This window comes from Phenylobacterium sp., assembly GCF_024508875.1.
Lineage (GTDB): Bacteria > Pseudomonadota > Alphaproteobacteria > Caulobacterales > Caulobacteraceae > Phenylobacterium.
The window spans coordinates 34,135-60,058 of the sequence record NZ_JANINU010000021.1 but is presented as its reverse complement, the minus strand read 5'-3'; the positions used below and the strand labels follow the sequence as shown (position 1 = coordinate 60,058).

Genomic DNA, 25,924 nt, shown 5'->3' with positions numbered 1-25,924 from the left:
CCCTCGTCGAAGATCGCCTCGGCCGGCACGTCGTGATCGGCCTGCACCAGGAAGCAGCGGTCACAGACCATCGTGTTCAGCGGGAAGACGGGCTCGCCGCCCGCCGCGAGTTGCTCGGGCGTCAAATAGCTGTTCGCCAGCGGCTGAAGGCCGAGGTCGAGGAACGTGCGGGTCAGCGGCGAGCGACAGAAGCGGCAGAGACTCATGGCCGGCCTTCGTAGCCCTCGATCTGTTCCAGGCACAAGGAAAGCGCGTCCTCCCCTGCAGCTTGGCGGCGGTACCACTCCATGGTGAGCGCCACCGCCTCGGGTGCGTCCAGCCGGCTCTCGAAGCCCAGCGCCTCACGCGCCAGCGTGGCGTCGATGGCCAGGGTCCTGGCTTCCAGCGAAGCGGGATCCGGCTCGTGCCGCCAAGGCTGACCGCCCAGCGCCTCCACGCCCAGCGTCGCGAGTTCGCCCACGCTGACTTCGGTTCCGCCGGGCCTCGGCCCGAAGTTCACGGCGCGCGGCGCCGCGGGATCGGTCGCCAGCGCCTCGACGAGACGGAAGTAGCCGGCCAGGCAGTCCAGAACATGCTGCCAAGGCCGGGTGGCCTCGGGATGACGCAGGACCACCTGCTCACCCGCCCGCGCTGCGCGCACGATGTCGGCCACCAGCCGGTCGCGCGAGAAATCGCCCCCGCCGATGACGTTGCCGCCCCGCGCCGTGCCGACCGGTGTCGTTGGAAAGAAGCTCCTAGCAAAGCTCTGGACCACGATCTCGGCGGCCGCCTTAGACGCCGAATAGGGATCCTTGCCGCCAAGGTTGTCGCCCTCGACAAAGGCGCGGCCCGTGTCGTTGTTGGCGTAGACCTTATCCGACGTGATCGCGAGCACCGCCCGTAAGTCGGCCTGCCGCCGAAGCGCCTGCAGCAGGTGGGCCGTGCCCATGACGTTGGTCTGGAAGGTGCCGATCGGATCCTCGACAGAGGTGCGCACGATCGGCTGGGCGGCCATGTGGAGCACGATGTCGAAGGCATGCGGGGCGAGGGCGGCGCCCACCGCGCCCGGGTTGCGAAGATCGACGAACCGCGAGGTGATCCGCTGTTCTATGCCCGCCAAGGTGAAGAGCGCCGGCGCCTGGTCGGGCGGCAGGGCCAGGCCCGTCACCTGCGCGCCCATCTTGCTCAGCCAGATCGCGGCCCACGAGCCTTTGAAGCCCGTCTGACCGGTCAGCAGGACGCGCTTGCCCGCCCAGAACGCAGGGTTCACCGCCGCCACGGCGCCTCGCCGGACGCCCACAGCGCCTCGAGCTGGTTCTTGTCGCGCAGGGTGTCCATCGCGGCCCAGAAGCCGTCGTGCCGGTAGGCCATGAGCTGGCCGTCGGCCGCCAGGCCCTCCAGCGGCTGCTGCTCCCAGACCGTGGCGTCGCCGTCGATCCGCTCAATGACGCCAGGGTTCAGCACGAAGAAGCCGCCATTGATCAGGCCGTTGTCGCCGGGCGGCTTCTCCACGAATCGCTCCACCTGACCGTCGTCGATCTCCAGCGCGCCGTAGCGGCCGGGCGGCGCGACGGCCGTGATGGTTGCGTCCTTGCCGTGGGCACGATGGAACTTCGCCAGCGCGGTCAGATCGACGTCGGAAACGCCGTCGCCGTAGGTGAGGAAGAAGGGCTCGTCCCGGTCCAGGTAAGGCGCGACCCGCTTCAGCCGGCCGCCGGTCATCGTGGCCTCGCCCGTGTCGACCAGCGTCACGCGCCAGGGCTCGTGGTTGGTGGCGTGATACTCGATGGCGCCGCGCGAGAGATCGACTGTCAGGTCCGCGTTATGAAGCACGTAGTTGGCGAAGTATTCCTTCACCACATAGCCCTTGTACCCGAGGCAGACGACGAAGTCGTTGAAGCCGTGGTGCGAGTACAGCTTCATGATGTGCCAAAGGATGGGCCGACCGCCGATCTCGATCATCGGCTTGGGTCGCAGGTGGCTCTCTTCCGAGATCCGCGTGCCAAGGCCCCCAGCCAGGATTACCGTCTTCATGTCTCGCCTTCTTGCGCGCGCCGCGCGTCGCCGCCGTCTTAGCCGGTAAGTCGGCGATTCCGAAGCTGCTTGCACGAACCGTCGCGTCGCGGGATGTGGGGCCATGGCTTCTGCGCCCCTCGTCAGTTTCGTGATCGCCGGCGTCCAAAAGGGCGGCACCACGGCGCTGTTCGACTACCTGGGTGACTATCCGGACATCTGCCTGCCGCAGTTCAAGGAACTACACGTCTTCGACGACGACCGGCGCGACTGGGGCCGGGCGGACTACGCGGACTATCACGCCCGCTTCCCCGACGCGGCCGGACGGCCGTGCGGCGAGGCCACGCCGATCTACACCTACTGGCCGAACTGCCTGGAACGGATCGCGGCCTACAACCCGGACATGAAGCTGATCGTGGTGCTCCGCGACCCGGTGCAACGGGCGTGGTCGCACTGGCGCATGGAATACGCGCGGGGTGTCGAGACCCACCCGTTCGCCTGGTGTATTCGCGGGGGGCGCCAGCGGCTCTTCGACGCCGAACCCTGGGGCTTCCACCGGGAGTTCTCCTACGTCGAGCGCGGCTTCTATGGCGAGCAGATGGAGCGGCTGTACGGCCTCTTCCCGCGCGCGCAGGTTCTGGTCCTGACCTCGGACGACCTGCGCGCCAACCCCGCGGCCACTCTGGGCCAGGTGCGCACCTTCCTCGGCCTGCCGGCCGGCGCGACACCGACGCCTCGCGAGGTCCACGTGGGGCGCGAGATGGACTACCCCTCCGAGTTGACGCTCGCCGACATCGAACATCTGCGGAGCGTGTATGCGGCGGACGCCGAGCGCCTTGCGGCGCTGACCGGCCTGCGGTTCGGTTGAAGCCATAGTTTCGTCGCGGCCCGCAGGCATCGTGGGGTCATGAAGCCGCTGGTTCTCGCCGCCATCGCCGCCACCGGCCTCGTCCTCTCCGCCTCACCCGCCGCCAGCGCGCCGCCGACGCCGGCGCTCTCGTTCCCACTTGCCTGCGAGCCGGGCAAGACCTGCGAAATCCAGCACTACGTGGACCGCGATCCAGGCCCGGGCACACGCGACTATCGCTGCGGGCTGCAGACCTACGACAAGCACACCGGCGTCGACATCCGATTGCTCGACATGGCCGCCCAGCGGCGCGGCGTTGCGGTCCTGGCGGCGGCGGCCGGTCGTGTCGCCCGGCTGCGGGACGGGGTGCAGGACATCTCGATCCGTGCGCCGGGGGCGCCATCGGTGGCCAATCAGGAGTGCGGCAACGGCGTCGTGATCGATCATGGGAACGGGTGGGAGACTCAATACTGCCACCTCGCCAGGGGCAGCATCTCCGTGAAGGTCGGCGACGCCGTCGCGGCCGGCGCACCGATCGCCCGCGTCGGGCTATCGGGGAACACCGAGTTCCCGCATCTGCACCTGACGGTCCGTCACGCCGGCCAGATCGTGGATCCCTTCGCGCCCGATGCGTCGAAGCCGCAGTCGTGCGGCGGTCAGACCAGCTTGTGGACGGCCCAGGCGCTGGCCCGCATGCCGTATCGCCAGGGCGCGGTGCTGAACGCCGGGTTCGCCGACGCGCAGGTGACGATGGGCCAGGTGGAGGACGGCGCCGTTCGGGCGCCCGGCGGCGACGCCCCGCTGCTGGTGGCCTACGTCCGCGCCATTGCGCTTTTGCCGGGCGACGAGGTCGAGCTCGACCTGAAGGGTCCGGACGGCAAGAGCCTCGCGCGCCACCGTGGACCGCCGCTGCAGCGCTGGCGGGCGCAGGACTTCGTCCTCGTGGGCAAGCGGCGGCCGCCGATGGGGTGGGCGCACGGCGTCTACGTGGCCGACTATCGCGTCTGGCGCGGCGGCAAGGTGGCCGTCAGCCGTCGGATCGAGGTCCGCATTTAGCGACGCCGGTGGCGAACGGCCGGGCTCGGCCTTACGACTGGCGGGATGGAATCGATCTTCTACGAGGGCCTGGCGCACCAGAAGGCGGGCCGACTGGACGAGGCCGAAGCCTGCTATCGCCGGGCGGCGGGCTGGCGACCGTCATGGACCCTGGGCAACCTCGGCGTGATCCTGCGCATCACGGGCCGGCTGGAAGAGGCCGAGGCTGTGCTGCGCGAGGCCCTCGCGGCCGAGCCGGAGCATCCCCGGACCGAGCACACCTTGGGCATGACGTTGATTCAGCTCGGGAAGTACGCCGAGGGCATGGCGCTCTACGAGGCGCGCCACAAGCTGCTGCCGCGGCCGACCGCCCCCTTCCCCGAATGGCGGGGAGAATCCCTGAAGGACAAGCGCATCCTGATCCTCGCCGAGCAGGGGCTGGGGGACCAGATCCTTTGGTCCAGGTTCATCCCGCTTCTTGCGCGGGAGGCTGCGGAGGTCCGGTTGGCCGTCGCCCGACCGCTGGTGCGTCTCTTCGAGCAGTTGCCGGCCACGGTCTTCAACGCCCAGTCGTTCGACGACCAGCCCGTCGACCTGTGGGCGTCCATGGGGTCCGTACCCCGGTGGCTGGGCGCCGGCCCGGCGGACGCTCCCGCCCCTACGCTTGTGGCGCCCCAAGTCCCTGGAACGCCTTCAGGGGTCGGCCTGATGCTGCAGGGGGGCGGACGCAACCCCAATCCGACCCGTGTGCCCGGGGGCGTGACGGCCAAGGCGATCCGCGGACTGGCCGCCTTCACACCCCTGGATCCGGAGAGCAGCGGGGCGCGCGATTTTGCGGACACGGCGAATCTGATGGCCGGGCTTGAGAAGGTGGTCACCGTCGACACGTCGGTGGCGCACCTGGCAGGTGCGCTGGGCAGGCCGACAATAATCCTGTTGTCGCGGCCTGCCGTGGATTGGTACGCGAACTGGAAGGACGACCGCACGCCCTGGTATCCGAGCGCGCGGCTGGTCCGGCAAAGGACGCCCGGCGACTGGGCGGGCGTCATCGGGGACGTCGCGGCCGCTCTTGAGGGCGGCTCCTGACCGGGGCCAGCCAACGCGCCTCGCCAGTTGAACGAGACGTGATCTGTCCGCCTCTTCTCTCCGGTCTAGCTTTACGTTAGTCTGGCCAAGTCAGCCTAGCTCTCCATGGCTGTGTCGCTTTGGTCGGGAAGCACATCGTCAGATGTTGTTTCCCGACCGTCTGCGCCTCAGTGCGAGACTTGGCGAATTTCCACGACATTGAAGCGCGCCAGCCATATCAGGCCTCGCTCGATGAATGGTCGGCGTGCTGGCGGGAAGAGAGCGCGCAGGGTCGCGACGGTCGCAGGTCCAAGCTCCTGCAGCCGGCTCACGACCACCTCGAGCTCCGGCGGTCGCGGGCGGTTGAATCCACTGTAGCTGGCGAGCGGCGCAGCGAGCCGGGCCTTGGCCACGTCCCATGAGACGCCATCGACCAGGGTGACCAGGTCGTCTTGGCTCAAAGCCCGCGTCGGATAGCCGGCGAAGAGTGTAAAGGGATCCGGCGCGTAGGGGTTGCCTTGTGGCGACGCCTGGCTCCCGCCAGCCAGGCGACGGGCGTTCTGCTCGCCCCACAGCGCTTCGTACTGAGGGATGATTGCCGACCAGTCGAAAATCCGGCGCGCCTGGGCGCGCGCCTCGGCGCCCATCGTCCGGCGCAGCTCGGGATTTGACGCCAACTCGACAATCGCCTGTTCCGCAGCCCGCAGGTCGATCGCGGTGTATTGGCCGGCGGCGCCGATGTAGTTGGGGTAGCTGAGCCAGCCGTTCTCGTACCAGTAGGCGAGGTCTCCACCCAGCCCTCCTCGCGGCGCGAGCGTCGGCACGCTGAAGCCGTCAAGGCCGTTCCTGACGGTGTCGCGGTAGCCGTCCCAATCGCTCACGACGGAGGGCAGCCCGGCCGCCATGGCCTCGACCGGGGTCAGGCCGAACGATTCCTGGATGTTGTCCGAGAAGCTGATGAAGAAGTCGGCGACCGACCAGATCGAGAAGCGGACGTCGGGAGCGCGGCCATCGACTCTGCGAAAGGCGACGGAGGGACACAGCTTCTGGGTCTCTTCCTCGTATGCGCGGTCTGCTTCAGCGTTTTCCGCCCACCCGGAGTTCACCCAGTAGATGGGCGCGTCAACACGCTTGGCGGCGCCTTCCAGCGCGAGGGCCATGAGGGCGGGATTCATCTTCGCCTTGACGTTGAAGCGGCCGACATAGAGCGCGACGATGGCGTCGTTCGGGATGCCAAGGCGCTCACGCCAGCCGCTCCGGTGTTCGGGCGACGTGCTGAAGTCCGAGCAGTTGACCCCTAGCGGGATCGTCACACGTTGGGCTTCGGGCCGCCGGCGGGCGCCGTACTCGCCCCTCATGTACTCGCGCATCAACTCCATCTGCGCTTCGACGGCGGCACGGACCGCGTTCGAAGTGCAGATGAGAGCGTCGTGATCTTCGAGCGGCGCGATCAGGAAGTTGGGCAGGATGCCCATTACGTTTGCGGATGCGGTCGTATGGGTGATGCCGCTGATCGCGTATCGGCGCGAGCCGAAGGCCAGCCGACGCCACGCCTCGTCAGGCATTCCCGGCGTCGGGAGGTGCATGACCCCGGGATCGGAGAGCTTTGCGCGCTCCGTTTGCGGGATCCACCGCAGCGGCCGGTTTGCCGGCTCGATCCGATCGACCAGTTCACCGAGCTTCTCTTCAGATGCGCCGGTGACGTTCCACAGGTGTAGCTGGGAGCCAGTTCCGTGGCGAATGAGGCCTCGAAGGAAGCTCTCCCCCGCCGAGTGCCTGCCTAGAAGGCGGTCGGTCGATGTGTCGAAGCCATCAGGGTGGAAGTAGATCGCGGCGGCGCCCATCCGGCGCTCTTAGCCCAGGGCGGCGAGGCGGCAAAGTGTGCCGAACGCTATTGCACGCCACAGCGGTCAAAAGAAAAAGGGCCGCCCCGGAGGGGCGGCCCAATTCTGATCCGTGGATCGATCCGAAGCTCTTACGAGCCCAGGATGTTGGTCGCGCTGATGTCGGCCAGGGTACGGCCCACCAGGACCACCGCGTCTTCCACGGTGTTCGCCGCGCCGCCGTTGTCGGCGAACACGACCACGTCCGAACCCACTTGAACCGCGACGTAGTCGACGGTGCCGGCCGCGATCTGGCTGGTCGCCAGGCTCAGGGCCAGTTCGTAGGTCGAAGCGCTCAGTTCGAGGTAGGTGCTGCCTTCAGCCGCGGTCGCACCCGTACCGAAGTCGAGCTTGTCGCCCGATTCCCAGTCGAAGATGCGGTCCAGGGTGCTGATGGTCAGGCCCGAGTCGCCGGCGTTGGCGAAGACGAAGATGTCGTTGCCGTTGCCGCCGCGGAGCTGATCCACGCCAGCGCCACCCGAGATGGTGTCGTTGCCGTCGCCACCCGAGATGACATCGTTGCCGCCAGTCGACGACAGGTTGTCGTTGCCGCCACCGCCGTCGACGGTGTTGTTGCCGGCGCCAGCGTCGACGGTGTCGTTGCCTTCACCGGCCGTGATGTTGTCGTTGCCGCCCGTGGTGGTGACGTTGTCGTTGCCAGCGCCAGCGCTGACCACGTCGTTGCCGCCGCCGCCGGTGATGGTGTCGTTGCCGTCACCGCCGGTCAGGTTGTCGGAGGCGGTGCTGCCGGTGATGTTGTCGTTACCCGCACCGCCATCGACGGTGTCGCTGTTGCCAGCGTTGGTGATGACGTCATCGCCGTCGCCGCCCACGACCACGTCGTTGCCGTTGCCCGACTCGATGGTGTCGTTGCCGAGACCGCCGTCGATCGTGTCGGCGCCGTCGCCAGCGCTGATCGAGTCCTTGCCGTCTTCGCCGAGGATGTTGTCGGCGCCGCCAGCCGCGGTGATCGTGTCGTCACCGGCGTTACCATTCACCAGCGTGCCGTCGGTGCTCGACACCGTGATGACGTCGTTGCCCTGACCGCCGAGGATGGTCCACTTGCCGGCCGTGGAGGATTCGACGATCGAGTCATCGCCAGCGTTGCCCTGGATCGAGCCGCCGCCCGCGACGTTCGCCGCCGTGACAGTGTCGTTGCCGTCGCCACCGACGACCGCGATCGTGCCGCCGACAGAGCCAGCCGCCATGGAGAGGCTGTCGTTGCCGGTGCCGCCATCCATGGTGATGTTGCCATCGACGCCCGTGATGGTGTCGTTGCCGCTCTCACCAGAGATGCTGTCGTTGCCGCCAGCATCGGTGCCGCCGGTGATCACGCTGCGGATCAGGTCGTCGCCCGAGTTGCCGTTCAGGATGTCAGCGCCCGTGCTGCCGACCAGGGTGTCGTTGCCCTGACCGCCGAGGACGGTCGAAGCGCCCGAGGTCGTGATGCTGTCGTTGCCCAGGTTGCCCTGGCCAAAGTTCGCGCCCGAGCCCAGATCGATCGTGTCGTCGCTTTGGCCACCGTACACGGTGTCATTGCCGGCGCCGCCGATGAGCGTGTCATTGCCCGAGTTGCCTTGCAGCAGGTCGTTGCCGCTGCCGCCGTCGAGCGAGTCCGTGCCGTCGCCGCCGTAGAGCGCGTCGCCCGTCGACAGGCCCGTCACCGTGTCGCCGCCGGTCGTGCCCACGAACAGCACCGAACCATCGGGGAAGATCGGCTGCTCATTCGCCATGCCCGAAGCCGGGAAGGTCACGGCCTTACCGGTCAGACCCGAAATGAGAGTGATCGTCGCCTGCGGGTTCGCCAGCGTCGCCGCATTGAAGCGGACGGTCGTCAGGTTCGCGCGCTCACCGGTCGTCTGAAAGACGAGGCTGTCGGTCGTAGCGTACGTCGCGGCCTGCGCGTCCGTGATAGTTTCAAAGAAATAAGTCGCCATAGATCTCTCCAGTCTGTGTCACACGGACCCCTGGAACGCTTGACCCCCATCCCCGATGGAGCAGTCCCAGCGGTCCATTACCCCAAGCGCCATAGCATGGCTGCGGCGTAGGTTAGACGAGCCCAAGGGGAGACGTATCGGAACCCTGCCAATTACGCAACATCAAAAAGCCCCCCGGAACTTCGCGCCAAGCGGTGTTGCGCGGGCGCCTCTACTCCTCGCGGAACGCGTCCTCGAGCGTCGCGGTAATTGGCGAAATCAGGAAGCCCATGACGGACCGTTCGCCCGTTACGATGAGGGCCGAGGCGGGCATGCCGGGCGTCATCTTGACCCCCTTCTTGAGCTTCTTCAGCTCGGCCGGCGCGATGCGCAGATCGACCCGGTAGAAGGAGGTTCCGCGCTGTTGGTCCGTCATCCGGTCCTTCGAGACGACCGAGACGGTGGCGTTGAGCGAGTCGGTGAAACGCTGATTCAGGCCGGTCAGCTTGACCTTAGCCGGCATGCCCTCGTGGACCTCGTCGACGTCCTCAGGCTTGATCATCGCCGTGACCGTAAGCGGCGTACCGGACGGCACTACATCCATCAGCGCTTCGCCACCGCCCACGACGCCACCCACGGTGAACTGCGTCAGGTTGAAGATATACCCATCCACCGGCGATCGCACGACCGTAGCGTCCAAAGCCTGGCGCGCCATGGTGAGTCGGGGAATCACGTCCGCGAGCTTCGCTTGGCTGTCCCGCAGCCCCTCGGCGGCCTGACTCTGGCGCTCGTTCCGCAGCGAGCTCAGCTGCAGGCGGGTCTCGCCCATCTGTTGCTTCAGGCGCGCTATGTCCGATTGCAGTTGGCCCTGCCGGCCCGCGAGCTCGGCGAGGCTGCGTTCGTATCGCAGAATCAGCGTCTTGGGCGCGAAGCCCTGCTCGTTCAGCTTGCGGTAGCCGGCGAGCTCCTCTTCGGTCAGCCGCTGCTGCTCGTTGATGGACGCCAGTTGCGCCTGCATGCCCTGGACCTGGGTCTGCTGCTGCTCCATCCGCTGGGACAGTACGGCCGACTGGCTCTGGAATAGCTGCTGGCGAGTGGCGAAGAGGAACTGCTGGTCACGGACCAGCGTCGCAACGGCGGGATCGGCCATGCGGGCGTTCAGTTCGGCGGGCAATTCCAGGGAGGCCTTTCCCAGCGCCTCCGCGCTGAAGCGGGCGTTCTGGGTCAGCAGCGTATCGTATTGATTTTGCAGCACCGAAAGCAAAGCGCGCGCATCGACATCGTTGAACAGCAGCAGAGGCTGACCTGCCCGCACGTGCTGCCCCTCGGAGACGAGGATCTGCTTCACGACGCCGACTTCCTTGTAGCGCAGCGTCTTGCGATTGGCGTCGGCGCGCACCTGCGCCTGGGCCGTGATGCCGGAAGCCAACTGGGTCGTCGACGCCCACAGACCGAGGCCGATCACGAACACGCCGATCACCGCCGCCCCGACCACCATCGGCCGCCGCAGGCGATTCTGCAGTTCGGCTGGCATGACCTCGTGCTCGTCGTTGCCGAAGGTCGGCGCGACATAGGTCTTCGGCTTCGGCGGCTTGCCGACTGTGGTGATGTCGAACTTCATCGACCGCCCTCCACGGCGCGGACCTCGGGTTGCTGAGCGGGCTTGACCAGGCGCGACATGACTTGGTCACGCGGCCCGAACAGCTCGACCCGACCATCCCGCAGCACCAGCATCTTGTCGGCGGCGCGGAACACCCCCGGCTTGTGCGATATGATGACCACGGTGGCGCCGTTGGCCTTCATCGCGTCGATGGCGCGCATGAGGGCTTCCTCACCCTCCGCGTCCAGATTGGCGTTCGGCTCGTCCAGCACGACGAAGGCGGGCTTGCCCAGCACCGTTCGGGCCAGGCCCACGCGCTGGCGTTGGCCCGCCGACAGGACGACGCCGCCCTCGCCCACGTCGGTGTCGTAGCCCTTCGGCATGCGCAGGATCAGGTCGTGCACGCCGGCGAGCTGGGCTGCCGCCACGACCTCCTCGTCGGTGACCTCCTCACGGAAGCGGGCGATGTTGTTGCGCACCGTCCCGGCGAAGAGCTCGGTGTCCTGGGGCAGGTAACCGACGTATTTGCCGAAATCGGCGCGGTCCCAGGTGAACACGTCGGCGCCGTCCAGGCGCACCACGCCGTTCAGGGGCTTCCAGATACCCATCAGCAGGCGCGCCATCGTCGACTTGCCGGCGCCGGAAGGGCCTATCACCCCCAGCACCTCGTTCGGCTCCAGGGCGAAGTTGATGTTGTTGAGCACCAGCCGGGCGCCGCCCGGAGGGGCGAAGTTCACCCCCTCGACGGACAGCTTGCCCAGCGGCCGGGGCAGCGCCGTGGCGACGGCCGCCGTCTCTGCGTTGGCCAGCAGCTTGTTCAGCCGCTCGTACGACCGGTACATGTTGTTGAGCGGATCCCAGGCGCCGACGATCTTCTCGATCGGCTGCAGCGCGCGGCTCGCCAGGATCATGTTGGCGAACAGCATGCCCGAGTGGATCTTGCCCTTCAGGATCAGGTAGGCGCCGACAGCAATGATGCCGACCTGGATGCTCATCCGGACGGCCTTGATGATGTCGTTGTACATGTTCGACGCTTCGGCCGCCGCGGCGCCGCGCTCGATGGTCACGGCGCGATGCCGGGCCCACGCCTTGCCGATCGTCGGCAGCATGCCCATCGCGCGGACCACCTCGCCGTTCCGCAGAGCCGCGTCGGTGAAGCCATAGCTCTTGAGCGCCGCGTCGTTGCCCTCCTTGAGGGCCGATTGGGTCGCGCGCGCCTGGGCGATGGCCAGCACGACGAGCAGTGCGGCGGCGAGCACCGTGATCATCCCCACGAGCGGATCGATCAGGAAGAGCACCAGCAGGAAGACCGGAATCCATGGCACGTCCATGAACACGGCCGCGCCGATGCCGGTCAGCGACTGCCGGAACTGGTCGAGGTCGCGCAGGGCTTGGGCTCGGGCGTTCCAGTCGCCCCGCACCGCCGCGTCGAAGAGGCTGGTGAACACCCGACCCGAAACGCGCTGGTCGAGCGCTACGCCGTAGTTGATCAGGACCCTCGCCCGCAGATCGTCGATGACACTCGAGATGATGAAGACGAAGAGGGTGACCAGGCTGAGCGCGCCAAGCGTCGCCAGGTTCTGGCTCACCATGACCCGGCCGTAGACCTGGTAGGTGTAGAGCGGCAGGGCCAAGTACAGCAGGTTCGAAACCAGGCTGAAACCGAACGCCACCGCCGCAGGCTTGTAGCCGTCGCGCAATGCGCGCCCGAGCACATTGTTGGGCAGGTCGGTGATGAAGGTGAGGAATTTCATGTCGCCTAAACCGTCCGGCCGGACCCTAGGGCCTGATACACCAATCCGCGCTGAAAAAGGTGAACGCGCGCGAAGATAGCGCGTTCTCGCTCGCCACGGCGGCGCCCCGCCAGGGGCGCGCGTAGATGCGCAGGCGGCCTCGCCTTGTCAATGCGCCCCAACTGCGTCCGTCCATGCTAAGAACCGCCGAACGGACCCCGCGCCCCAGGAGCCCCGATGCCGCGGATCGCCATCGTCGGCAGTTGCATAACCCGCGATCTGTGGCCAATCCGTGGCGGCGGGGCGGAAGCTCTGCTGTATGTTTCGCGGACCAGCCTGCCGGGCCTCCTTTCCACCCCCGTTGAAGGTTTTCGCCCCTCGGAAGAGCCTCCGGGCGATCTGCCCCGGCATGGCCACAACGCTCTGATCGCCGACCTCCGCAAGACCGCATTGGCGGCGTTGGTCGCCTGGCGGCCCAGCCACATCATCTTCGATTTCATCGACGAGCGATTCGACCTGCTGGCGGCCGGCGAAGCCCTCGCGGCCAATAGCGGCGAGATGGTCCGAAGCGGCTATCGGACGCAGCCGCCGCTCGATGCAGCCCGACTCCTCCCGAGGCTGTCGAACACCTGCGAGCGGCTTTGGCTCGAGGCGGCCGCCGAATTCGCAGCTGTCGTGCGCGGCACGCCTCTGGCCCGAGCACATCTCATCCTCCACAGCGCCCGCTGGGCGGAGCTGCAGCGCGAACCGGACGGGCGCACGCGGCCGATCGTCGACGTCGAGATCGTCGAGGGCCAGCCGGCGTCCATCGCGGCCTACAACGACCTGCTCGCGCGTCAGGAGGCGACGTTCCTGGACCTAATGCCGCCGATGTCGCGGGTTTCAGCGGACACGTGGCGGCTGGCGGACGCCGAGCATCGCTGGGGGCTGAGCCCCTTCCACTACGTGCCCGAATACTACGAACAGATCCGCCATCAACTTGGCGCACTCGGCCTGGCGGACGCGTTCAGCGACCGCCTCGCCGCGCCCAGTGCTCCAGCGGCGTGACACCGCGCGCAACCAGCCCGGGGTGACTGGCGAGATAGGCCGCGGTCGGAAACCCTGGCCTGGCCTCGGCCACCGCCCAGGCTCCGCCCTGCAGGTAGTCGATCAGCGGATGGACTCCCGGCGGAAGGTCGTCCCCGCGCGCCTCGACATAGGCCGGCAAGTCGAACCACGGGCTCGGACTGACTCCCTCGGCGCCGCCATGCACGAGGAAGTGCGTCAAGGGCTCGATGCCCGCCTCCGCCAGATCCGGCCGCTCGGTCCGGTACCAACGCGCGTCGAACAGCGGATGCGGCGAGAGTCCTCGCCTCCAGCCCTCGTCGAGGTAGTGCGCAAGGGGAGCCCGCTCCCCGACGCCCCCAGCCTGCTCGGCGTACCAGGCCGGGTCGAACAACGGATGGGGGCTGAGGCCGGCGCGCCAACCGTCGCGCAGATAGTGGGCGAGCGGCGTGTCACCGACAGCGAGCACCGGCGCCTGGGCCAGGTAGTGGCCGGCATCGAAGAGCGGGTGCGGGGAAAGGCCCCGCGCGGCCCCGACCCGGATGTAGTGCTCCAGCGGCGTGACGCTGGTCGCGGCGAGTTCCACAGCGTTCTCGCGCGCGTACCAGGCGCTGTGGAACAGCGGCGCCGGATCGCGCCGCTCACCGCCTCCGGTGAGCAGATAGTGGACCAGCGGCGCGGTCCGCCGGCGCGCAACGTCCGCGTTGCCGCTCAGGTACCAGGCCTGATCGAAGGGCGTGGCTGGAACGGCCGCCGGGTCCGCGCCGCGGCCGGCATACGCGGCCATCCGCAGCATGTCGCTCACCGGCCGCCCGGCCCCCTGCCACACGCCGCTGCGCGCGATGACCAGGGCCTGCCCCCACGGGCCCAGGCGCGCCAACACCCGATCGGCCAACTGGCTGATCCGGTTGTGCCTCCGCAGCCGGCCCTCGCCGCGAGCCCGGAAGGCCGCGACGGCCTGGGCGCGCAAGCGGGCCGCGGCGTCCGCACGCGCGGCCAGCGATTCGGTGAGCGCCTGGGTGAGCTCCGTGCGGGTCAGCGCCTCACGCACCTGCGCCTGGTGCGCGAGGCGGTGCGCGCCGGCGAAGTCCCGGCTAAGGCGAGCCACCTTCGCGGACACGGCGCGGGCTTTGTCCAGCATCGCGCCGTGAGTCGGCTCGGCTGGAGAAGTAGCGGTCGGAACGGCCTTGGCCAAACTCAAGCGCCTTCGTGTTCGAGCCATTGTTGGAAACTGCCGCGACCGGACGCAAAGGGGTTGGGGAACGCCGCCTGCAGGTCGGTGCGTTCCCGATAGAGCACGCGCTCGCTCTTGGCGATGGGCCGACCGTCGGCGTAGGCGCCGTAGGCCCACCAGCGCTCGGGGATCGAGGGGTCGGTCGCATCGGCGATCTGCCGTTTGTACCAAGCCCAAATCTCGTAGACGGGGAAGTTCTTGCCCGCGTAACGCTTGGTCATGGCGTCGCCGACCGCGCCCAGCTTGGTGAAATGCCAGAAGCGCAGCGGGAAGCCGTTGACCAGGATGCAGCCGTCCTTCTCCACCGAGATTTTCCGGGTCGACAGGTTCCAACTCGCGACGTTGTAGCCGGGATCGCGAACGATCTTGACCCGGTCGAACAGGGCCGGGACGTGGTCGCACCAGCGTTGATCGACGAAGAGCCCCTTGGGGATGTCATCGTAGCAGTACGACAGCAGCCGGTCGTTCCACCACCTGGCGAAGCGGGCGCCCTCCCCGGTCGTACGAATGGCTACGAAACCCAGGTTGTAGATCCCCGTCCGCAGGGTGGAGATATCGTTGTCCTGGATCGCCATGTCGTCGTCGTTGGGATCGGTCAGGTGCGGGGTGAGCAGGATGTCGTGCTCCTCCAGCCACCGTTCGAGCGGCTCCAGGCTGGCGAGCAGCGCCGTGTCGGGATCCAGATAGATCACCGCGTCGGCGCCGGAGCTGCAGGCCTGGTGGATGAAGGGGCCCTTCACCGCGGTGCAGACCTCGACGATGTCATGCCGGAACAGCCAGCCCTCGAAGTTCGGAATGCCCAGGTCCCGAGCCCAGACCACGCGGTCGAATGGCTCGGACGCGGGGTCGAAGGCGAACCCCTCCGGCGGCTCGTCCGTGATGAGCGCGACGAGCTCCCAGTCCGGATGGAACCGGCGGAGCGTCTGGAACAGGACCCGGGCCCGGTTCAGGTACGAGAAGGTGAAGCTGGAATAGACGAGGATCTTCATGCGGGGGTGTCCGCGGCGATGAGGTCGGAGGTCATGCCGCTCAGGGGCAGGTCATACAGCATCGGCCGGCGTGTGGCGCGGGAGAGTTCGAGGATCCGGCCGTTTGTGAAGGTGGCGGCCAGGGCGGGCTCGTCGGGGAGGACCCAGCCGGCGCCTTCGCGGGCGACGAGGGCGGCGATGTTGCCGCTGTCGGGGCCGGCGACGACGGCGCAGCCGGCGGCGAGGGCTTCGTAGGCGGCGAACGAGAAGGTCTCGCGCCAGAGGGGCCAGAGGAGGACGACGTCGACGGCGTGGGCTTCGAGGGCGTCGATCATGGCGCGGGGATGGGCGCCGTCGACGCGGACCGAGTGGAAGGCGACGGGCAGCCCCGGCTCGGGCTGGGCGCCCAGGTGCAGGAACGCGTAGCGGGGGTCGTCCTCGAAGGCGAGCGCGAGTTCGCGAAAGACCGGCCAGCCCTTGTGAGCGACCGGGAAGCCCACGTAGGCGATTCGGAGAGGGCCGGCCGGAGGGGTCGGCGCGGGCCCACGGGGGATCAGCCGGGCGTGGGGGTGCACGACCGTCTCGGCGGCCGGTAACAGCCAGCCCTCGCGCCATACGTCGAGCGCCACATCGGACGGGCTGACGACGGTGAGCGAAAGGGCCTGGAAGAGCGCCTCGTGCGCCGCCAGATGGCGGGCGCGGGCCGGGCCGTAGACGCAGATCGAACAGGCGGGGCTGTCCGGCGGGGGCGCGCCGCAATCCTCGACGCCGTCGCGCAGAAGGTGGAAACCGGCGCAGAGGCTGGCGTAGTCGTGCAGCCAGTAGAATCCCTGCGACAGCCCCACGGCCCCGGCGATCGCCAGGACGTCCTCGACGGCGTGACCCAACAGGCTGTGGATGGCGAGGCTCCGCGCGCCGCCCGAAGCTCCGGCGACCTGGCCGAGGGCCCGGGCGATAGCCTCGCCGCCGTGCACGCCCAACGATTCGCCGTTCAGCAGCACCTCGAGGCCGGCCGGCTCGCCGGCGGTCCGCAGCACCGGCCACGGCGTCGCCGGGTGCAGGTGAAGGTGGTCGCGGCCGAGTCCCGCGATCCGGGCGGCCTCCTGGTGGAGGCAAAGCTGCAGGCCCCCGACGCGTTGGCGGTAGTCGTCGTGGCTGAAGGTCACGTGCAGGTCGCGCAGGCCCGTCCGCGAACGTCCCAGCGCGCCCACCAAGCCGTCGGCCGACGCGAGCGGGACACGCGCCGCAGTCGCAGCCGCCGCGGCGATCTGGGCTTCGATCGGCAGCAGGCGCGAGATGGCCTGGTAGCGGAAGCCGAGACCCTGGGTCGTCGGGCGCGCCTCGTGGCGGCCGAGCTTGAGGAAGTGGGCGAAGGGGTTCACGCCGGCCTGGGCGACGTCCGGGTTGTTGTCGAGGTAGCCCTGGATCGAGAACCGCGCGTGGGGATCGCGCCCCTCGCGCCAGCCGTGCGCCAGGAAGTGCGACAGCGGGTCCGCGCCCGTGGCCGCGACGTCCGGGTTGGCCGCCAGGTAGTAGGCCGCGTCGAACTCGGCGGCGACCAGGGCGCGATCGTCCTCGCCGCCGCGCCGCAGGACACGGGCGGCCACGCGGCGGGCCAGGGCGCGGACGCTCACGCGCGGCTCCGCAGGTCGACCGGCAGGTCGCTGAAGGCGATGTCGTGGAGTTGCGGCCGGCGGGCGGCGCGGGCCAGCGCCAGGATGGAGCCGCTCTCGAACGCCGCCTCCAGCGCCGCTTCGTCGTCCAGCACGGCCCCTTGCCCGCCGGCCGCGACGAAGGCCGCCACATTGCCGCTGTCGGGCCCGGTGACGACCGCGCAGCCCGCCGCCACCGCCTCGTGGGCGACGAACGAGAAGGTCTCGCGGCACAGGGACCAGACCAGGACGGCGTCGGGACGATGCTCTTCGAGGGCGGCCTGCATGGCGAGCGGCCGGTCGGGCTCGACCCGGACGGCGTGGAACGGCAGGCCAAGGTTCGGCTCGGGCCGCGCGCCGAGGTGCAGGAAGGCGTAGCGTGGATCGGCCGCGTGGCGCAGGGCGAGACGGCGAAATAGGGGCCAGCCCTTGTGCGCGGCCGGGAAGCCCGCGTAGGCGAGACGGAACGGCCGGTCCGGTTCGGCCTCCGGCGCCGGGCCGCGCGGCGCGAGCGTCACGTGCGGATGCACGCGCAGGCCGGCCGCCGGCAGGTCGTCGGCGGAGCGCCACAGGTCGAGCGCGTTCTGAGACGGGCTGACGACGGTGAGCCGCAGCCGCTGGAACAGGCGCGCGTGCTCGGCCCGGTGCCGTTCCCGCCAGGCTCCATAGACGCAGACGCCGCAGGCCGGGCTGCCGGGCGGCGGGGCCGCGCAGTCCTCGACATCGTCGCGGAGCAGATGGAAGCCGGCGCAGAGGCTGGCGAAGTCGTGCAGCCAGAAGGCGCCCTCGCGCAGGCCCGCCGCGGCGAGGATGTCGGCGGTCTCGTCGGCGGTATGGCCCAGCAGGCTGTGGATGGCGAAGCTGCGCCCGCCTGCCGCCTGCGAGCCGCCCGCCTGCGCGCCGGCCGCCGCGGACAGCACGCGGGCGATGGTGGCAGGCGCGAAGACCCCGACGGCCTTCCCGTTCCAGACGACACCCAGGGCGCCCGGCGCATCGTGGGGGCGAACCACCGGCCAGGGACGCGCGGGATGGAGATGCAGATGGTCGCGGCCGGCGGCTTCGAGCGCGGACGCCTCACGACCGATGACGAGCTGAACGCCCCCCAGGTTCGCGGTGAAGTCGTCGTGGCTGAGCGTCACGTGCAGGCGGGCGAAGCCTTCCCGCGACACTTCCAAGGCCTGCGCCAGCACCGCCTCGTCGTCGAGCCGCGGCGGCGCCTGGCCGACGGCCTTGGCGATCCGCACCTCCAGCGGGACCAGCCGCTCGACGATCTCGTACCGGAACCCCAGCGGATGTTCCCGGCGCACCACCTGGGGCCGCCCGGCGGCCAGCCAGTGCAGGAACGGGTTCTCCCCCGACTCGGCCACTTCGACGACCGCTTCGAGATAGGCGCTGACCGAGAAGTCGGGCGACGGATCGCGCCCCTCGCGCCAGCCGTGCGCCATGAAGTGTTCCAGCGGGTCCATCCCGGACTGCGCCACGTCCGGGTAGGTGCGCAGGTAGAAGGCGCGGTCGAAGGCGCCGGCGGCGAGCGCGTGCTCGGGCTGGAGCCGGCGCAGGCGCCCGCGCAGGCCGGAAGGGACCGCGGCGGCCAGCAGGCGCCTCACGCGACCAGGTCTCCGGTCATGCCGCTGTAGGCGAGGTCGTAGATCGTCGCCTTGCGGCGCGCGCGCGCCAGGGCCAGCACCGCGCCGGTTTCGAAGGCGACGTGCAATGCGGCCTCATCGGCGAGCACGAGGCCGCGCGCGGGGTCGGCGGCGAAGGCGGCGACGTTGCCGCTGTCGGGGTTGGTCAGCACGGCCGCGCCCGCGGCGGCGGCCTCGTAGGCGGTGAACGAGAAGGTCTCGCGGCAAAGCGGCCAGATCAGCGCCGCGTCGGCCTGCAGCGCTTCCAGCGCCTGCTGCATCGCCAGCGGGCTTTCGCCCGTCACGACCACCTTGTGGAAGGTCGCCGGAGCCGAGGGCTCGGGCGCCCCGCCGAGATGCAGGAAGTCGTAGCGCGGATCGCCCTCGAACCGCTGGGCCAGCTCGCGGAACACGGGCCAGCCCTTCAGCGGCGTCGGCATGCCCAGGTAGGCCAGCCGGAACGGACGCTCGCCGGCCGGGCGGCGCGCGACCTTCCGCTCGACGAGCCGGGCGTGCGGCAGGACGACGGTCGACGCGGCGGGCAGGTCGCCGTGCGAGCGCCAGAACTCGAGCGTGGTCTGCGACGGCGCGACCACCGTCAGCGCCAGGCGCTCGAAGAGCCGTCGGTGAGCGTCGAGGTGACGCCGCCGGTGCGGGCCGTAGGCGCAGACCCCGCAGGCGGCGCTGTCGGGTGGGGGCGCCGCGCAGTCTTGCACGTCGTTGCGCAGCAGGTGGAAGCCGGCGCAGAGGCTGGCGAAGTCGTGCAGCCAGAAGAAGCCTTCGCGCAGGCCCGCGGCGGCGAGGATGTCGGCGGTGGCGTCGGGCGCGTGGCCCAGCAGGCTGTGGACGGCGAAGCTGCGTTTGCCCTGGCGCGGCGCCGCCGCCAGGGCGTCGCGAACGGCCTCGGGCGCGAAGAAGCCGATGCGGCGGCCATTCAGCATCACCCCCAGCGGCCCCGGCTCGCCCTCGTTCCGCACCACCGGCCACGGGATCGCGGGATAGAGGTGCAGGTGCGCGACCCCGCGGGCGGCGAACTGCTGCGACTCGCGGCGCACGCAGAGCTGCAGCCCGCCGGAGTGTTCGACGTAGTTGTCGTGGCTGAGCGTCACGTGCAGCTCGCCCAGGCGGGCGAAGGCGGCGGTGAGCCGGCTGGGCGGATCGGTGCGCAGGCGGGCCGAGGCCTGGACCGCCGCGGCGATGCGATCCTCCACCGGCCGCATGCGCGCCACCACGTCGTAGCGGAAGCCGAGCTGGTGGCGCGGCTGGCGCCCCTCGGCGCGGCCGGCGACCAGGTAGTGGGCGAAGGGGTTCATGTTCGCCGCGGCGACGTCCGGATTGGCGTCGAGGTAGTCGGCCACCGAGAAGCGGGCGTTCGGGTCGCGATCCTCGAGCCAGCCCGCGCGGATGAAGTGGTCCAGCGGATCCATGCCCGCCGCCGCCACATCGGGGTTGGCAGCGAGGTAGAAGGCCGTATCGAACTCGGCGGCCACCGCCGCGTGCTGGTCGGGCGTCAGCGGCGCGGCCGGGCGCCGGCGACGGCCGTGAGGCAGCGACACGGCGTCCGGGACGGCGAAGCTCAGGTGGCTCCACGGCGCCGGCGACCAGTCCACCTGGCCGAAATAGGCCGCCGCGTGCCGCGAGGGCCTGACGTCGCGGCCCTGATGGCGGCCCTTGGTCAGGAAGTGGAAGAAGGGCTCGATCCCCGCCGCCTCGACGTCGGGGTTTTCGTCCAGATAGGCCGCGACCGAGAACCAGGGCGCCGGGTCGCGACGCTCCAGCCAGCCGGCCAGCCGATAGTGCCAGAGCGGGCCCATGTCGTCGGGCAGGTCGGCGTAGGTCGCGCGGTAGAAGTCCGGGTCGAACGCCGCGGCGATGACCCGATGCGTCTGCGCGGCGCGCGTCCGGTCCTCAGCTTGGGCCGTGGCGGCCATGGCGTATCGTGTCCTGAGATCGGGCGGCAGGCTGGTTTGCAACAGTTGGTCCGGCCGTTCAACCTCGGCGGTCCCGCCCTTGCGATCAACCGCTTGCCGCCGGGCCGCCGGACCCGTACCACCGCCCAGACGATGAGCCGCCCACCCGCAAAAGCCGCCGCCGGCCCGCGCACCGCCTACCTGGTGCTGGGCATGCACCGTTCGGGCACCTCGGCCGTGACCCAGCTCCTGGCGCTGGCCGGCGCGGACCTGCCGAAGAACGTGATGCCGGGCGACGAGCACAACGCCAAGGGCTACTTCGAGCCGTGGAAGATCGCGATCTTCAACGACGAGCGGCTGCGCGCCGCCGGCTCGGCCTGGGACGACCCGTTCGCCTACCCCTACCGCCCCCTGCCCGAGGCCGAGGAGCAGGCCTGGCTGGACCGCGCCATCGCCCTGTTCGACGAGGAATTCCCCAAGGCGGCCTGGCCGCTGATGAAGGATCCCCGGGCCACCGTGCTGCTGCCCATGTGGCGGCGCGTGCTGGACGCGCGCGGGGTCGGCGCCCGCTGCGTGATCCCGGTGCGCCATCCCCTGGCGGTGGCCGGCTCGCTGCGCCGGCGCGACGGCTTCGCCGACGAGAAGTCGGTGCTGGTCTGGAGCGCCTACATGCTGGCGGCGGAAGCCTATACCCGCGACCTGCCGCGCGCCTTCGTCGGCTACGACGCCCTGCTGGCGGACTGGCGGGCCGAGGTCGCGCGGATCGAGGCCGCCCACGGGGCGCCGCTGCCGAAGCTGACGGCGAGGTCGGCGAAGGAGATCGACGGCTTCCTGACCCCGGAGCTGCGCCACAACGCGGTCAGCGACGGTCTGAAGGGGCTCGGCTGGGCCGGGGAGATCGCAGCGGACGTCTTCGCCTGGTTCGAGGCCAAGGCGGCGGGCAAGTCGCCGAAGATCGCGCTGCTGGACGGCGCGGCGGCCCGCCTGGCCGAGCGGGCCCGGGACATGGGCGCCCTGATTTCGTCGACGACCCGCGACCTCGCCGCCGTGCGGGCCGAGTTGATGGAGGCGCGCGCCCGGCTGGAGGTGGCCCAGGCGTTCGAGACCGAGGCCCGCGCCAGCATCGCGCGGCTGGAGGACGGCTGGCGCGCGGCGCAAAGCCTGCTGGACGGCATCGACGCGGAACTGGACGCGGCGTTAGCGGAGGAGTGAGGGCAGGCGCGGGGGAAGCGCGGAGCGGACCCGACGGGAAAGCCGTCGGCGGACGCTGCAAACGTCAGAGATGGGCGGAAAGCCGATCTCACATTCTATCATTCGGATAACTGCCGTCAGCACAGCGAGACGGCTCGAGCGCGGCGACGAAGGCGTGCGCCCGTCGCGCCGAACCCAAGAACCATCAGCGCCCAGACGTCGGGATCCGGAACTGGACCGGAAGGAACCCCCTGGGGCTCGCCTTCAAGATAAGTCACTGTCACGTCTGTCATCAAGCTCGGAGGAACGTAGCCGTCGATGTGAAAACCTTGCATGTTCATGCCCGCTGAACAGGCGCCGATAAGACAGAGATTGCCCGCCGGGAGAGCTCGGAGATCCGCCAAAGCAATTGGGGTGTTGAAGGCCACCTCGATCCCAACGTTCGTCCAACCGGCGTCCACCCCATAGATGGAACTGAACCGGAAGACCGTGGGAGAGACAAAGCCCGCGCCGAGGTACTCGCCGGGCATGTTGAGCGTAAAAGGTCCCAATTCGACGTGAGCATCGGTCACAACCGGCACGTCAGGCGAGAACGCTGAACCTCCTTGCACGGTCGTCGGGTCGATCGGGTCTATTCCGCTGAGGTCGAGTGTGCCCACCAAGCGGAACGGGATCGCGTAGTTTACAACGCCACCTCCCAAGGCGTTGTTCCAGTCCTTGCCAATAGCTGTGCCATGAGCCTCGATCAGTAGGTACGCGGCCGCCGCGGGCTGACCCGCGAGCAGGACGGTGCTGGCGGCTAGCGCTGCAGTGAAGATCCTCATTCTCCCTCCCCTAGATCGGCAGTCCGATCACCTCCGAGCCAGCTTCGCACAGGTCGATGTGCGGGTGGAGGAGTTTAGATCGCTCAGCTTGTAATTGCTGCCGCGAAGACCTCTCCCGAGCGTTCCGCCAGGCAAATGGCGCCTACGTCCGCAACGGATGAAGGCGGAAATTGAAGTCATGCCAGGGACCGGACTCTCGCCGCGCGTTCGGGAAGCGGACCTCACCAACGTAAGCGGAGGTGAGAAGCCCACCTCCTCTCCCCCCGCCCTCGGCCTTGGGCCTAGGGAAGAGAGGGGAGAGGGTAGGGAGAAGGGTGGCGCACGACGCGCCACGACCGCTCCGGGTTCAGCCGGGACCCGCCGAAGAGCGCTTGCAGCGCTACCCAGGATCGCACGGGTTTACCAGGACGCCTGGGCATCGCGGCGGGTCATGGCTGAACCGTTGTGCAAGCGTTCAGGCTTGCGTCGCCCCTCTCCCTACCCTCTCCCCTCTCGCTTCGCGGGGGGAGAGGAGGACGAACGCTTCAGCGCCGGCTCAGGCGTGGATCGACGGCCAAGTAGATCAGGCCGGTGATGGCGGCGACGTCGAGCAGGTAGAGGTAGCGGTAGTCGCAGGCGATCGAGATGACGAAGAAGCTGGCGGCGAAGCCGAGTGCGCCGGCCAGCAGGCCGGCGATCACCAGGTCGGCCGGGTCGCGCCGAAGGAGCAGCAGCACGGCCAGCACCGCGGCGATGGCGGCGAAGGCCACGTGCGAGAGGGCCGGTGTCTCCATGTACCAGGTGGCGTAGTTGTAGAGGCGCTGGTCGTTTCGGTCGAAGCGCCGGGTCATCTTCAGCGCCTCAAGCGTCGGCGGCGGGCCGTCCACGCCCACGGTGACCGGCAGGCAACTGTCGATCAGCGGGGTGGCGAAGACCTGCTCGAACGCCAGCATGCGGGCGCGCAGGTAAAGCGCCGGGTCGTCGCGGATGAGGGCGAACCACTCCGCCCGGGCGACCGCGGGCGGCACCGTGCGCCAGAGCTGCGACATGCGCTCGTCGGACGCCATCTTGTCCACCCGCTCGGGCGAGTAGAACTCGGCCGCGTGGGCTCGCAGATGGGCCGCGGCCGCCGGGGAGGCGCGCTCGATGTACGGCATGCGCCGGCCCGGTTCGAGGGCTGCTGCGGCGGCGAGGTCGTAGTTCTGCAGGATGCGCAGGCCCTTGCCGCCGGCCGCATCGGGCGCGCCGATACCCTGGGGCTGGGCCACGACGCTCAGCATGAAGGTCAGGGCCGCAACGGTCGCCAGCCAGGCCACGGCGAGGGCGGCGCTGCGCAGCCAGCCCTTGTACGCCGACCGCGACCAGGCGATCGCCAGGGCCGCGGGCAGGGCCAGGATCAGGCCATTCTGGCGCAGCAGGCCGGCGGCGGCGAACAGCAGGGCGGCCGCGGCCAGGCTGAGCCAGGGCGTGCGGCCGAGGCGGTCGCGGACGCCGAACGCCAGCAGCGAGAAGCCGGCGAGCGTGGCCACCGCGAACTGCACGTCCTTCCAGACGATGCCGGGGTAGATCATCACCTGCGGGAGGGCGACGAGGCCCAGGGCGAGGACGGGCGCGAGCCAGCTCGTCCGCCCACGGACGGCCGGCAGGAGCGCCCAGGCGCCGAACAGCACGGCCCCGCTGAGCATGACCGCCAGCGCGGTGCCGGTGTGGATCCGGTCCAGCACGCCCAGCAGCCAGCCAAAGAAAGCCGGGTTCCAGGTGGTGCGGACGCCGAACCGGCCCTCGTGCAGCGCCAGCACCGAATCGACGGTGAGGTGCCCGGGCAGGTTCAGCCTGAGCATCAGCAGGAAGGCGCCCGCCAGCACGGCCCAGAAGGCCCAGCGGGCGGGCGAGCCGCGAAGGCCGGCGCGGGCGCTCACGCCGGGCGCACCACGAGGAAGAGGCCGGCGATCATCAGGCCGTAGCCGGCGACCATGGTCCACGACGCCTGTTCCTTGAACACCAGCCAGCCCGCCAGCGGCACGAGGCACGAGCCGATCAGCGAGAAGGCGTAGGCCAGGCTGAGCGGCACGCGGGTCAGGACGTAGAACCACAGCAGCGCGGTGACGCCGTACCAGGCGAAGGCGCCCATCAGCGGATAGTTCTGGAGCACGCGCGCCAGGAAGGGGCCGGACAGGCGCTCGTTGTAGATCGCGCCCCATTTGAACATCATCTGGCCGAGGGGCAGCGCCACGGCGAAGACGCTGCAGAGCGCCATGTCCTTCGGGCTCATGCCTCGGCCTCCTCGGTCTCGAGCTCGCGCAGGACGGCGAGGTAGGGGTGGATGGGCCGGCTGGGCACGTTCAGCACGTCGAAGTTCATCGCCTGCAGCAGGAGCTGGGCGCCCAGGATCACCGGCAGGGCGGCCAGCATGACCACGCCGGCCGACGCCGCCTGGCCCGGCACGCGGCTGGCCAGGTAGCTGAGGGCGTAGCCGACGCCGAACAGCGTGAAGAACAGGCCGAACAGCAGCTCCAGGCTGGCGGCGTTGAAGTCGCGCACGAAGTACTGGCCCACCACGCGCTGGGCGAAGTTCTTCAGGTGCTTGAGGGCGAACGGGCCGACGATGGCCCCGATGCGGATGTTGGAGACCTCGTCGGCGTACTTGGCCGGCATCGGCACGTCGCGGACCACGGCGCGCAGGGTGCCCAGGTGGTAGAGCAGGTCGGTCTCGAAGAAGAACCGGCGGGAGATCCGCTTCTCCATCACCAGCCGCGCGACGTTGGCCTCCAGGGCGGTGTAGCCGTTGGTGGGGTCGAAGATGTTCCAGTAGCCGGTGGAGACCTTGGCCGCGAAGCTGAGCGCAGCGTTCCCCAGCACCCGCACCGTCGGCATGGTGGTCAGGTGGCTGATCGAGGTGAAGCGGTTGCCCTTGGCGTAGTCCGCCTCGCCCAGCAGGATCGGGGCGACGAGCTGGGCGGCGTAGCCCAGGTCCATCTGGTCGTCGCCGTCGACCTTGACCAGGACGCGCGCGCCCCGGCGGGCCGCCTCGGCGTAGCCGGCCAGCATGGCGCCGCCGACGCCCTGGTTCTTGGCGAGGCGGATCACCACGACGCGGGGGTCGGTGTTGTTGGCCTCGATGAAGTCGGCCGACTTGTCGGGGCACGCGTCGTCCACGCAGACGATCCCCTCGAACCAGGCGGGCGTCTTCTTGATGACCCGCAGGATGTGGCCGGTGACCTTGTAGCAGGGCACGACCAGCCAGACGCCGGCGCCCTCCAGCGACAGGGCGGGATCGCGGGGCAGGCGTTCGAGCGGGGGCGTGGTCACGACGGAGGGCACGCGGCCCGGCTAACACGGAAGCGCGCAGGCTGGCAAAGCCGCTGCGGCCGGCGTCGTTCCTTGCGCGGGGAAACCCCGGCTGATACCTCCCCGCCTTCTGTCGGA

General features: G+C 69.5%; 20 protein-coding genes and 1 pseudogene. 5 read left to right on the top strand and 16 right to left on the bottom strand.

Going from position 1 to position 25,924, the window contains the following annotated elements:
- The 3 genes and pseudogenes from Q0L11_RS02795 to rfbF all read right to left on the bottom strand — a co-directional run.
- A pseudogene (locus Q0L11_RS02795) lies at positions 1-206 on the bottom strand (SAM-dependent methyltransferase); the annotation flags it as partial.
- Positions 203-1,258, bottom strand: coding sequence for a CDP-glucose 4,6-dehydratase (gene rfbG, locus Q0L11_RS02790; RefSeq protein ID WP_296595327.1), 1,056 nt, complete (start codon positions 1,256-1,258; stop codon positions 203-205). The pseudogene Q0L11_RS02795 and the gene rfbG, both read right to left, overlap by 4 nt.
- The gene (gene rfbF / locus Q0L11_RS02785; RefSeq protein WP_296595326.1) at positions 1,246-2,013 is read right to left on the bottom strand and encodes a glucose-1-phosphate cytidylyltransferase; all 768 of its coding nucleotides are present in this window, start codon (positions 2,011-2,013) and stop codon (positions 1,246-1,248) included. Before rfbF ends, rfbG begins: the two co-directional genes overlap by 13 nt.
- 103 nt (positions 2,014-2,116) lie before the next feature.
- On the opposite strand from rfbF, the gene Q0L11_RS02780 reads away from it, so the two are divergent.
- Genes Q0L11_RS02780 through Q0L11_RS02770 form a run of 3 tightly spaced genes read left to right on the top strand, consistent with a single transcriptional unit; the run spans position 2,117 to position 4,960 of the window.
- Entirely contained in the window at positions 2,117-2,860 is a 744-nt protein-coding gene (locus Q0L11_RS02780; protein WP_296595325.1) for a sulfotransferase domain-containing protein, read from the top strand.
- A gap of 39 nt (positions 2,861-2,899) precedes the next feature.
- On the top strand, positions 2,900-3,895 hold the full coding sequence (locus Q0L11_RS02775; protein WP_296595324.1) for a M23 family metallopeptidase: 996 nt from the start codon (positions 2,900-2,902) through the stop codon (positions 3,893-3,895).
- Between the two features lie 45 nt (positions 3,896-3,940).
- Positions 3,941-4,960 (top strand): glycosyltransferase family 9 protein, encoded by a 1,020-nt coding sequence (locus tag Q0L11_RS02770; RefSeq protein WP_296595323.1) that lies wholly within the window; start codon positions 3,941-3,943, stop codon positions 4,958-4,960.
- 167 nt (positions 4,961-5,127) lie between these two features.
- On the opposite strand, the gene Q0L11_RS02765 is transcribed toward Q0L11_RS02770, so the two are convergent.
- From Q0L11_RS02765 to Q0L11_RS02750, 4 genes are all read right to left on the bottom strand, one after another.
- Positions 5,128-6,783, bottom strand: coding sequence for a glycosyltransferase family 4 protein (locus tag Q0L11_RS02765; protein WP_296595322.1), 1,656 nt, complete (start codon positions 6,781-6,783; stop codon positions 5,128-5,130).
- Positions 6,784-6,914: 131 nt separating this feature from the next.
- On the bottom strand, positions 6,915-8,759 hold the full coding sequence (locus tag Q0L11_RS02760; RefSeq protein WP_296595321.1) for a calcium-binding protein: 1,845 nt from the start codon (positions 8,757-8,759) through the stop codon (positions 6,915-6,917).
- A gap of 211 nt (positions 8,760-8,970) precedes the next feature.
- Positions 8,971-10,359, bottom strand: coding sequence for an HlyD family type I secretion periplasmic adaptor subunit (locus tag Q0L11_RS02755; protein WP_296595320.1), 1,389 nt, complete (start codon positions 10,357-10,359; stop codon positions 8,971-8,973).
- On the bottom strand, positions 10,356-12,092 hold the full coding sequence (locus Q0L11_RS02750; protein ID WP_296595319.1) for a type I secretion system permease/ATPase: 1,737 nt from the start codon (positions 12,090-12,092) through the stop codon (positions 10,356-10,358). The genes Q0L11_RS02755 and Q0L11_RS02750 overlap by 4 nt, the downstream gene beginning before the upstream one ends.
- A 216-nt stretch (positions 12,093-12,308) precedes the next feature.
- Between Q0L11_RS02750 and Q0L11_RS02745 the strand changes: the two genes are divergently transcribed.
- Positions 12,309-13,118: a DUF6270 domain-containing protein gene (locus tag Q0L11_RS02745; RefSeq protein ID WP_296595318.1), complete on the top strand. Its 810-nt coding sequence runs from the start codon at positions 12,309-12,311 to the stop codon at positions 13,116-13,118.
- On the opposite strand, the gene Q0L11_RS02740 is transcribed toward Q0L11_RS02745, so the two are convergent.
- Genes Q0L11_RS02740 through Q0L11_RS02720 form a run of 5 tightly spaced genes read right to left on the bottom strand, consistent with a single transcriptional unit; the run spans position 13,078 to position 20,525 of the window.
- The gene (locus Q0L11_RS02740) at positions 13,078-14,256 is read right to left on the bottom strand and encodes a hypothetical protein (protein WP_296595317.1); all 1,179 of its coding nucleotides are present in this window, start codon (positions 14,254-14,256) and stop codon (positions 13,078-13,080) included. The genes Q0L11_RS02745 and Q0L11_RS02740 overlap by 41 nt on opposite strands.
- Positions 14,257-14,312: 56 nt before the next feature.
- Positions 14,313-15,338, bottom strand: coding sequence for a hypothetical protein (locus tag Q0L11_RS02735; RefSeq protein WP_296595316.1), 1,026 nt, complete (start codon positions 15,336-15,338; stop codon positions 14,313-14,315).
- Positions 15,335-16,951 carry a hypothetical protein gene (locus Q0L11_RS02730; RefSeq protein WP_296595315.1) on the bottom strand — a complete coding sequence of 539 codons (1,617 nt, stop codon included), beginning with the start codon at positions 16,949-16,951 and terminating at the stop codon, positions 15,335-15,337. The genes Q0L11_RS02735 and Q0L11_RS02730 overlap by 4 nt, the downstream gene beginning before the upstream one ends.
- Positions 16,948-18,576 carry a hypothetical protein gene (locus Q0L11_RS02725; RefSeq protein ID WP_296595314.1) on the bottom strand — a complete coding sequence of 543 codons (1,629 nt, stop codon included), beginning with the start codon at positions 18,574-18,576 and terminating at the stop codon, positions 16,948-16,950. The genes Q0L11_RS02730 and Q0L11_RS02725 overlap by 4 nt, the downstream gene beginning before the upstream one ends.
- A complete protein-coding gene (locus Q0L11_RS02720; protein ID WP_296595313.1) occupies positions 18,573-20,525 on the bottom strand; it encodes a hypothetical protein in 1,953 nt (650 codons plus the stop codon). The genes Q0L11_RS02725 and Q0L11_RS02720 overlap by 4 nt, the downstream gene beginning before the upstream one ends.
- 36 nt (positions 20,526-20,561) lie before the next feature.
- Here Q0L11_RS02720 and Q0L11_RS02715 point away from each other — a divergent pair, with 36 nt between their 5' ends.
- Complete coding sequence (locus Q0L11_RS02715) at positions 20,562-21,716, top strand: hypothetical protein (protein ID WP_296595312.1); 1,155 nt, start codon at positions 20,562-20,564, stop codon at positions 21,714-21,716.
- Between the two features lie 116 nt (positions 21,717-21,832).
- Here Q0L11_RS02715 and Q0L11_RS02710 read toward each other — a convergent pair whose 3' ends face one another.
- The 4 genes from Q0L11_RS02710 to Q0L11_RS02695 form a co-directional block, all read right to left on the bottom strand.
- Complete coding sequence (locus Q0L11_RS02710) at positions 21,833-22,519, bottom strand: hypothetical protein (protein WP_296595311.1); 687 nt, start codon at positions 22,517-22,519, stop codon at positions 21,833-21,835.
- A 524-nt stretch (positions 22,520-23,043) separates the two neighbouring features.
- Positions 23,044-24,417 (bottom strand): hypothetical protein, encoded by a 1,374-nt coding sequence (locus Q0L11_RS02705; protein WP_296595310.1) that lies wholly within the window; start codon positions 24,415-24,417, stop codon positions 23,044-23,046.
- Entirely contained in the window at positions 24,414-24,770 is a 357-nt protein-coding gene (locus Q0L11_RS02700) for an EamA family transporter (protein WP_296595309.1), read from the bottom strand. Before Q0L11_RS02700 ends, Q0L11_RS02705 begins: the two co-directional genes overlap by 4 nt.
- Complete coding sequence (locus tag Q0L11_RS02695; RefSeq protein WP_296595308.1) at positions 24,767-25,819, bottom strand: glycosyltransferase family 2 protein; 1,053 nt, start codon at positions 25,817-25,819, stop codon at positions 24,767-24,769. The genes Q0L11_RS02700 and Q0L11_RS02695 overlap by 4 nt, the downstream gene beginning before the upstream one ends.
- Positions 25,820-25,924 lie beyond the last annotated feature (105 nt).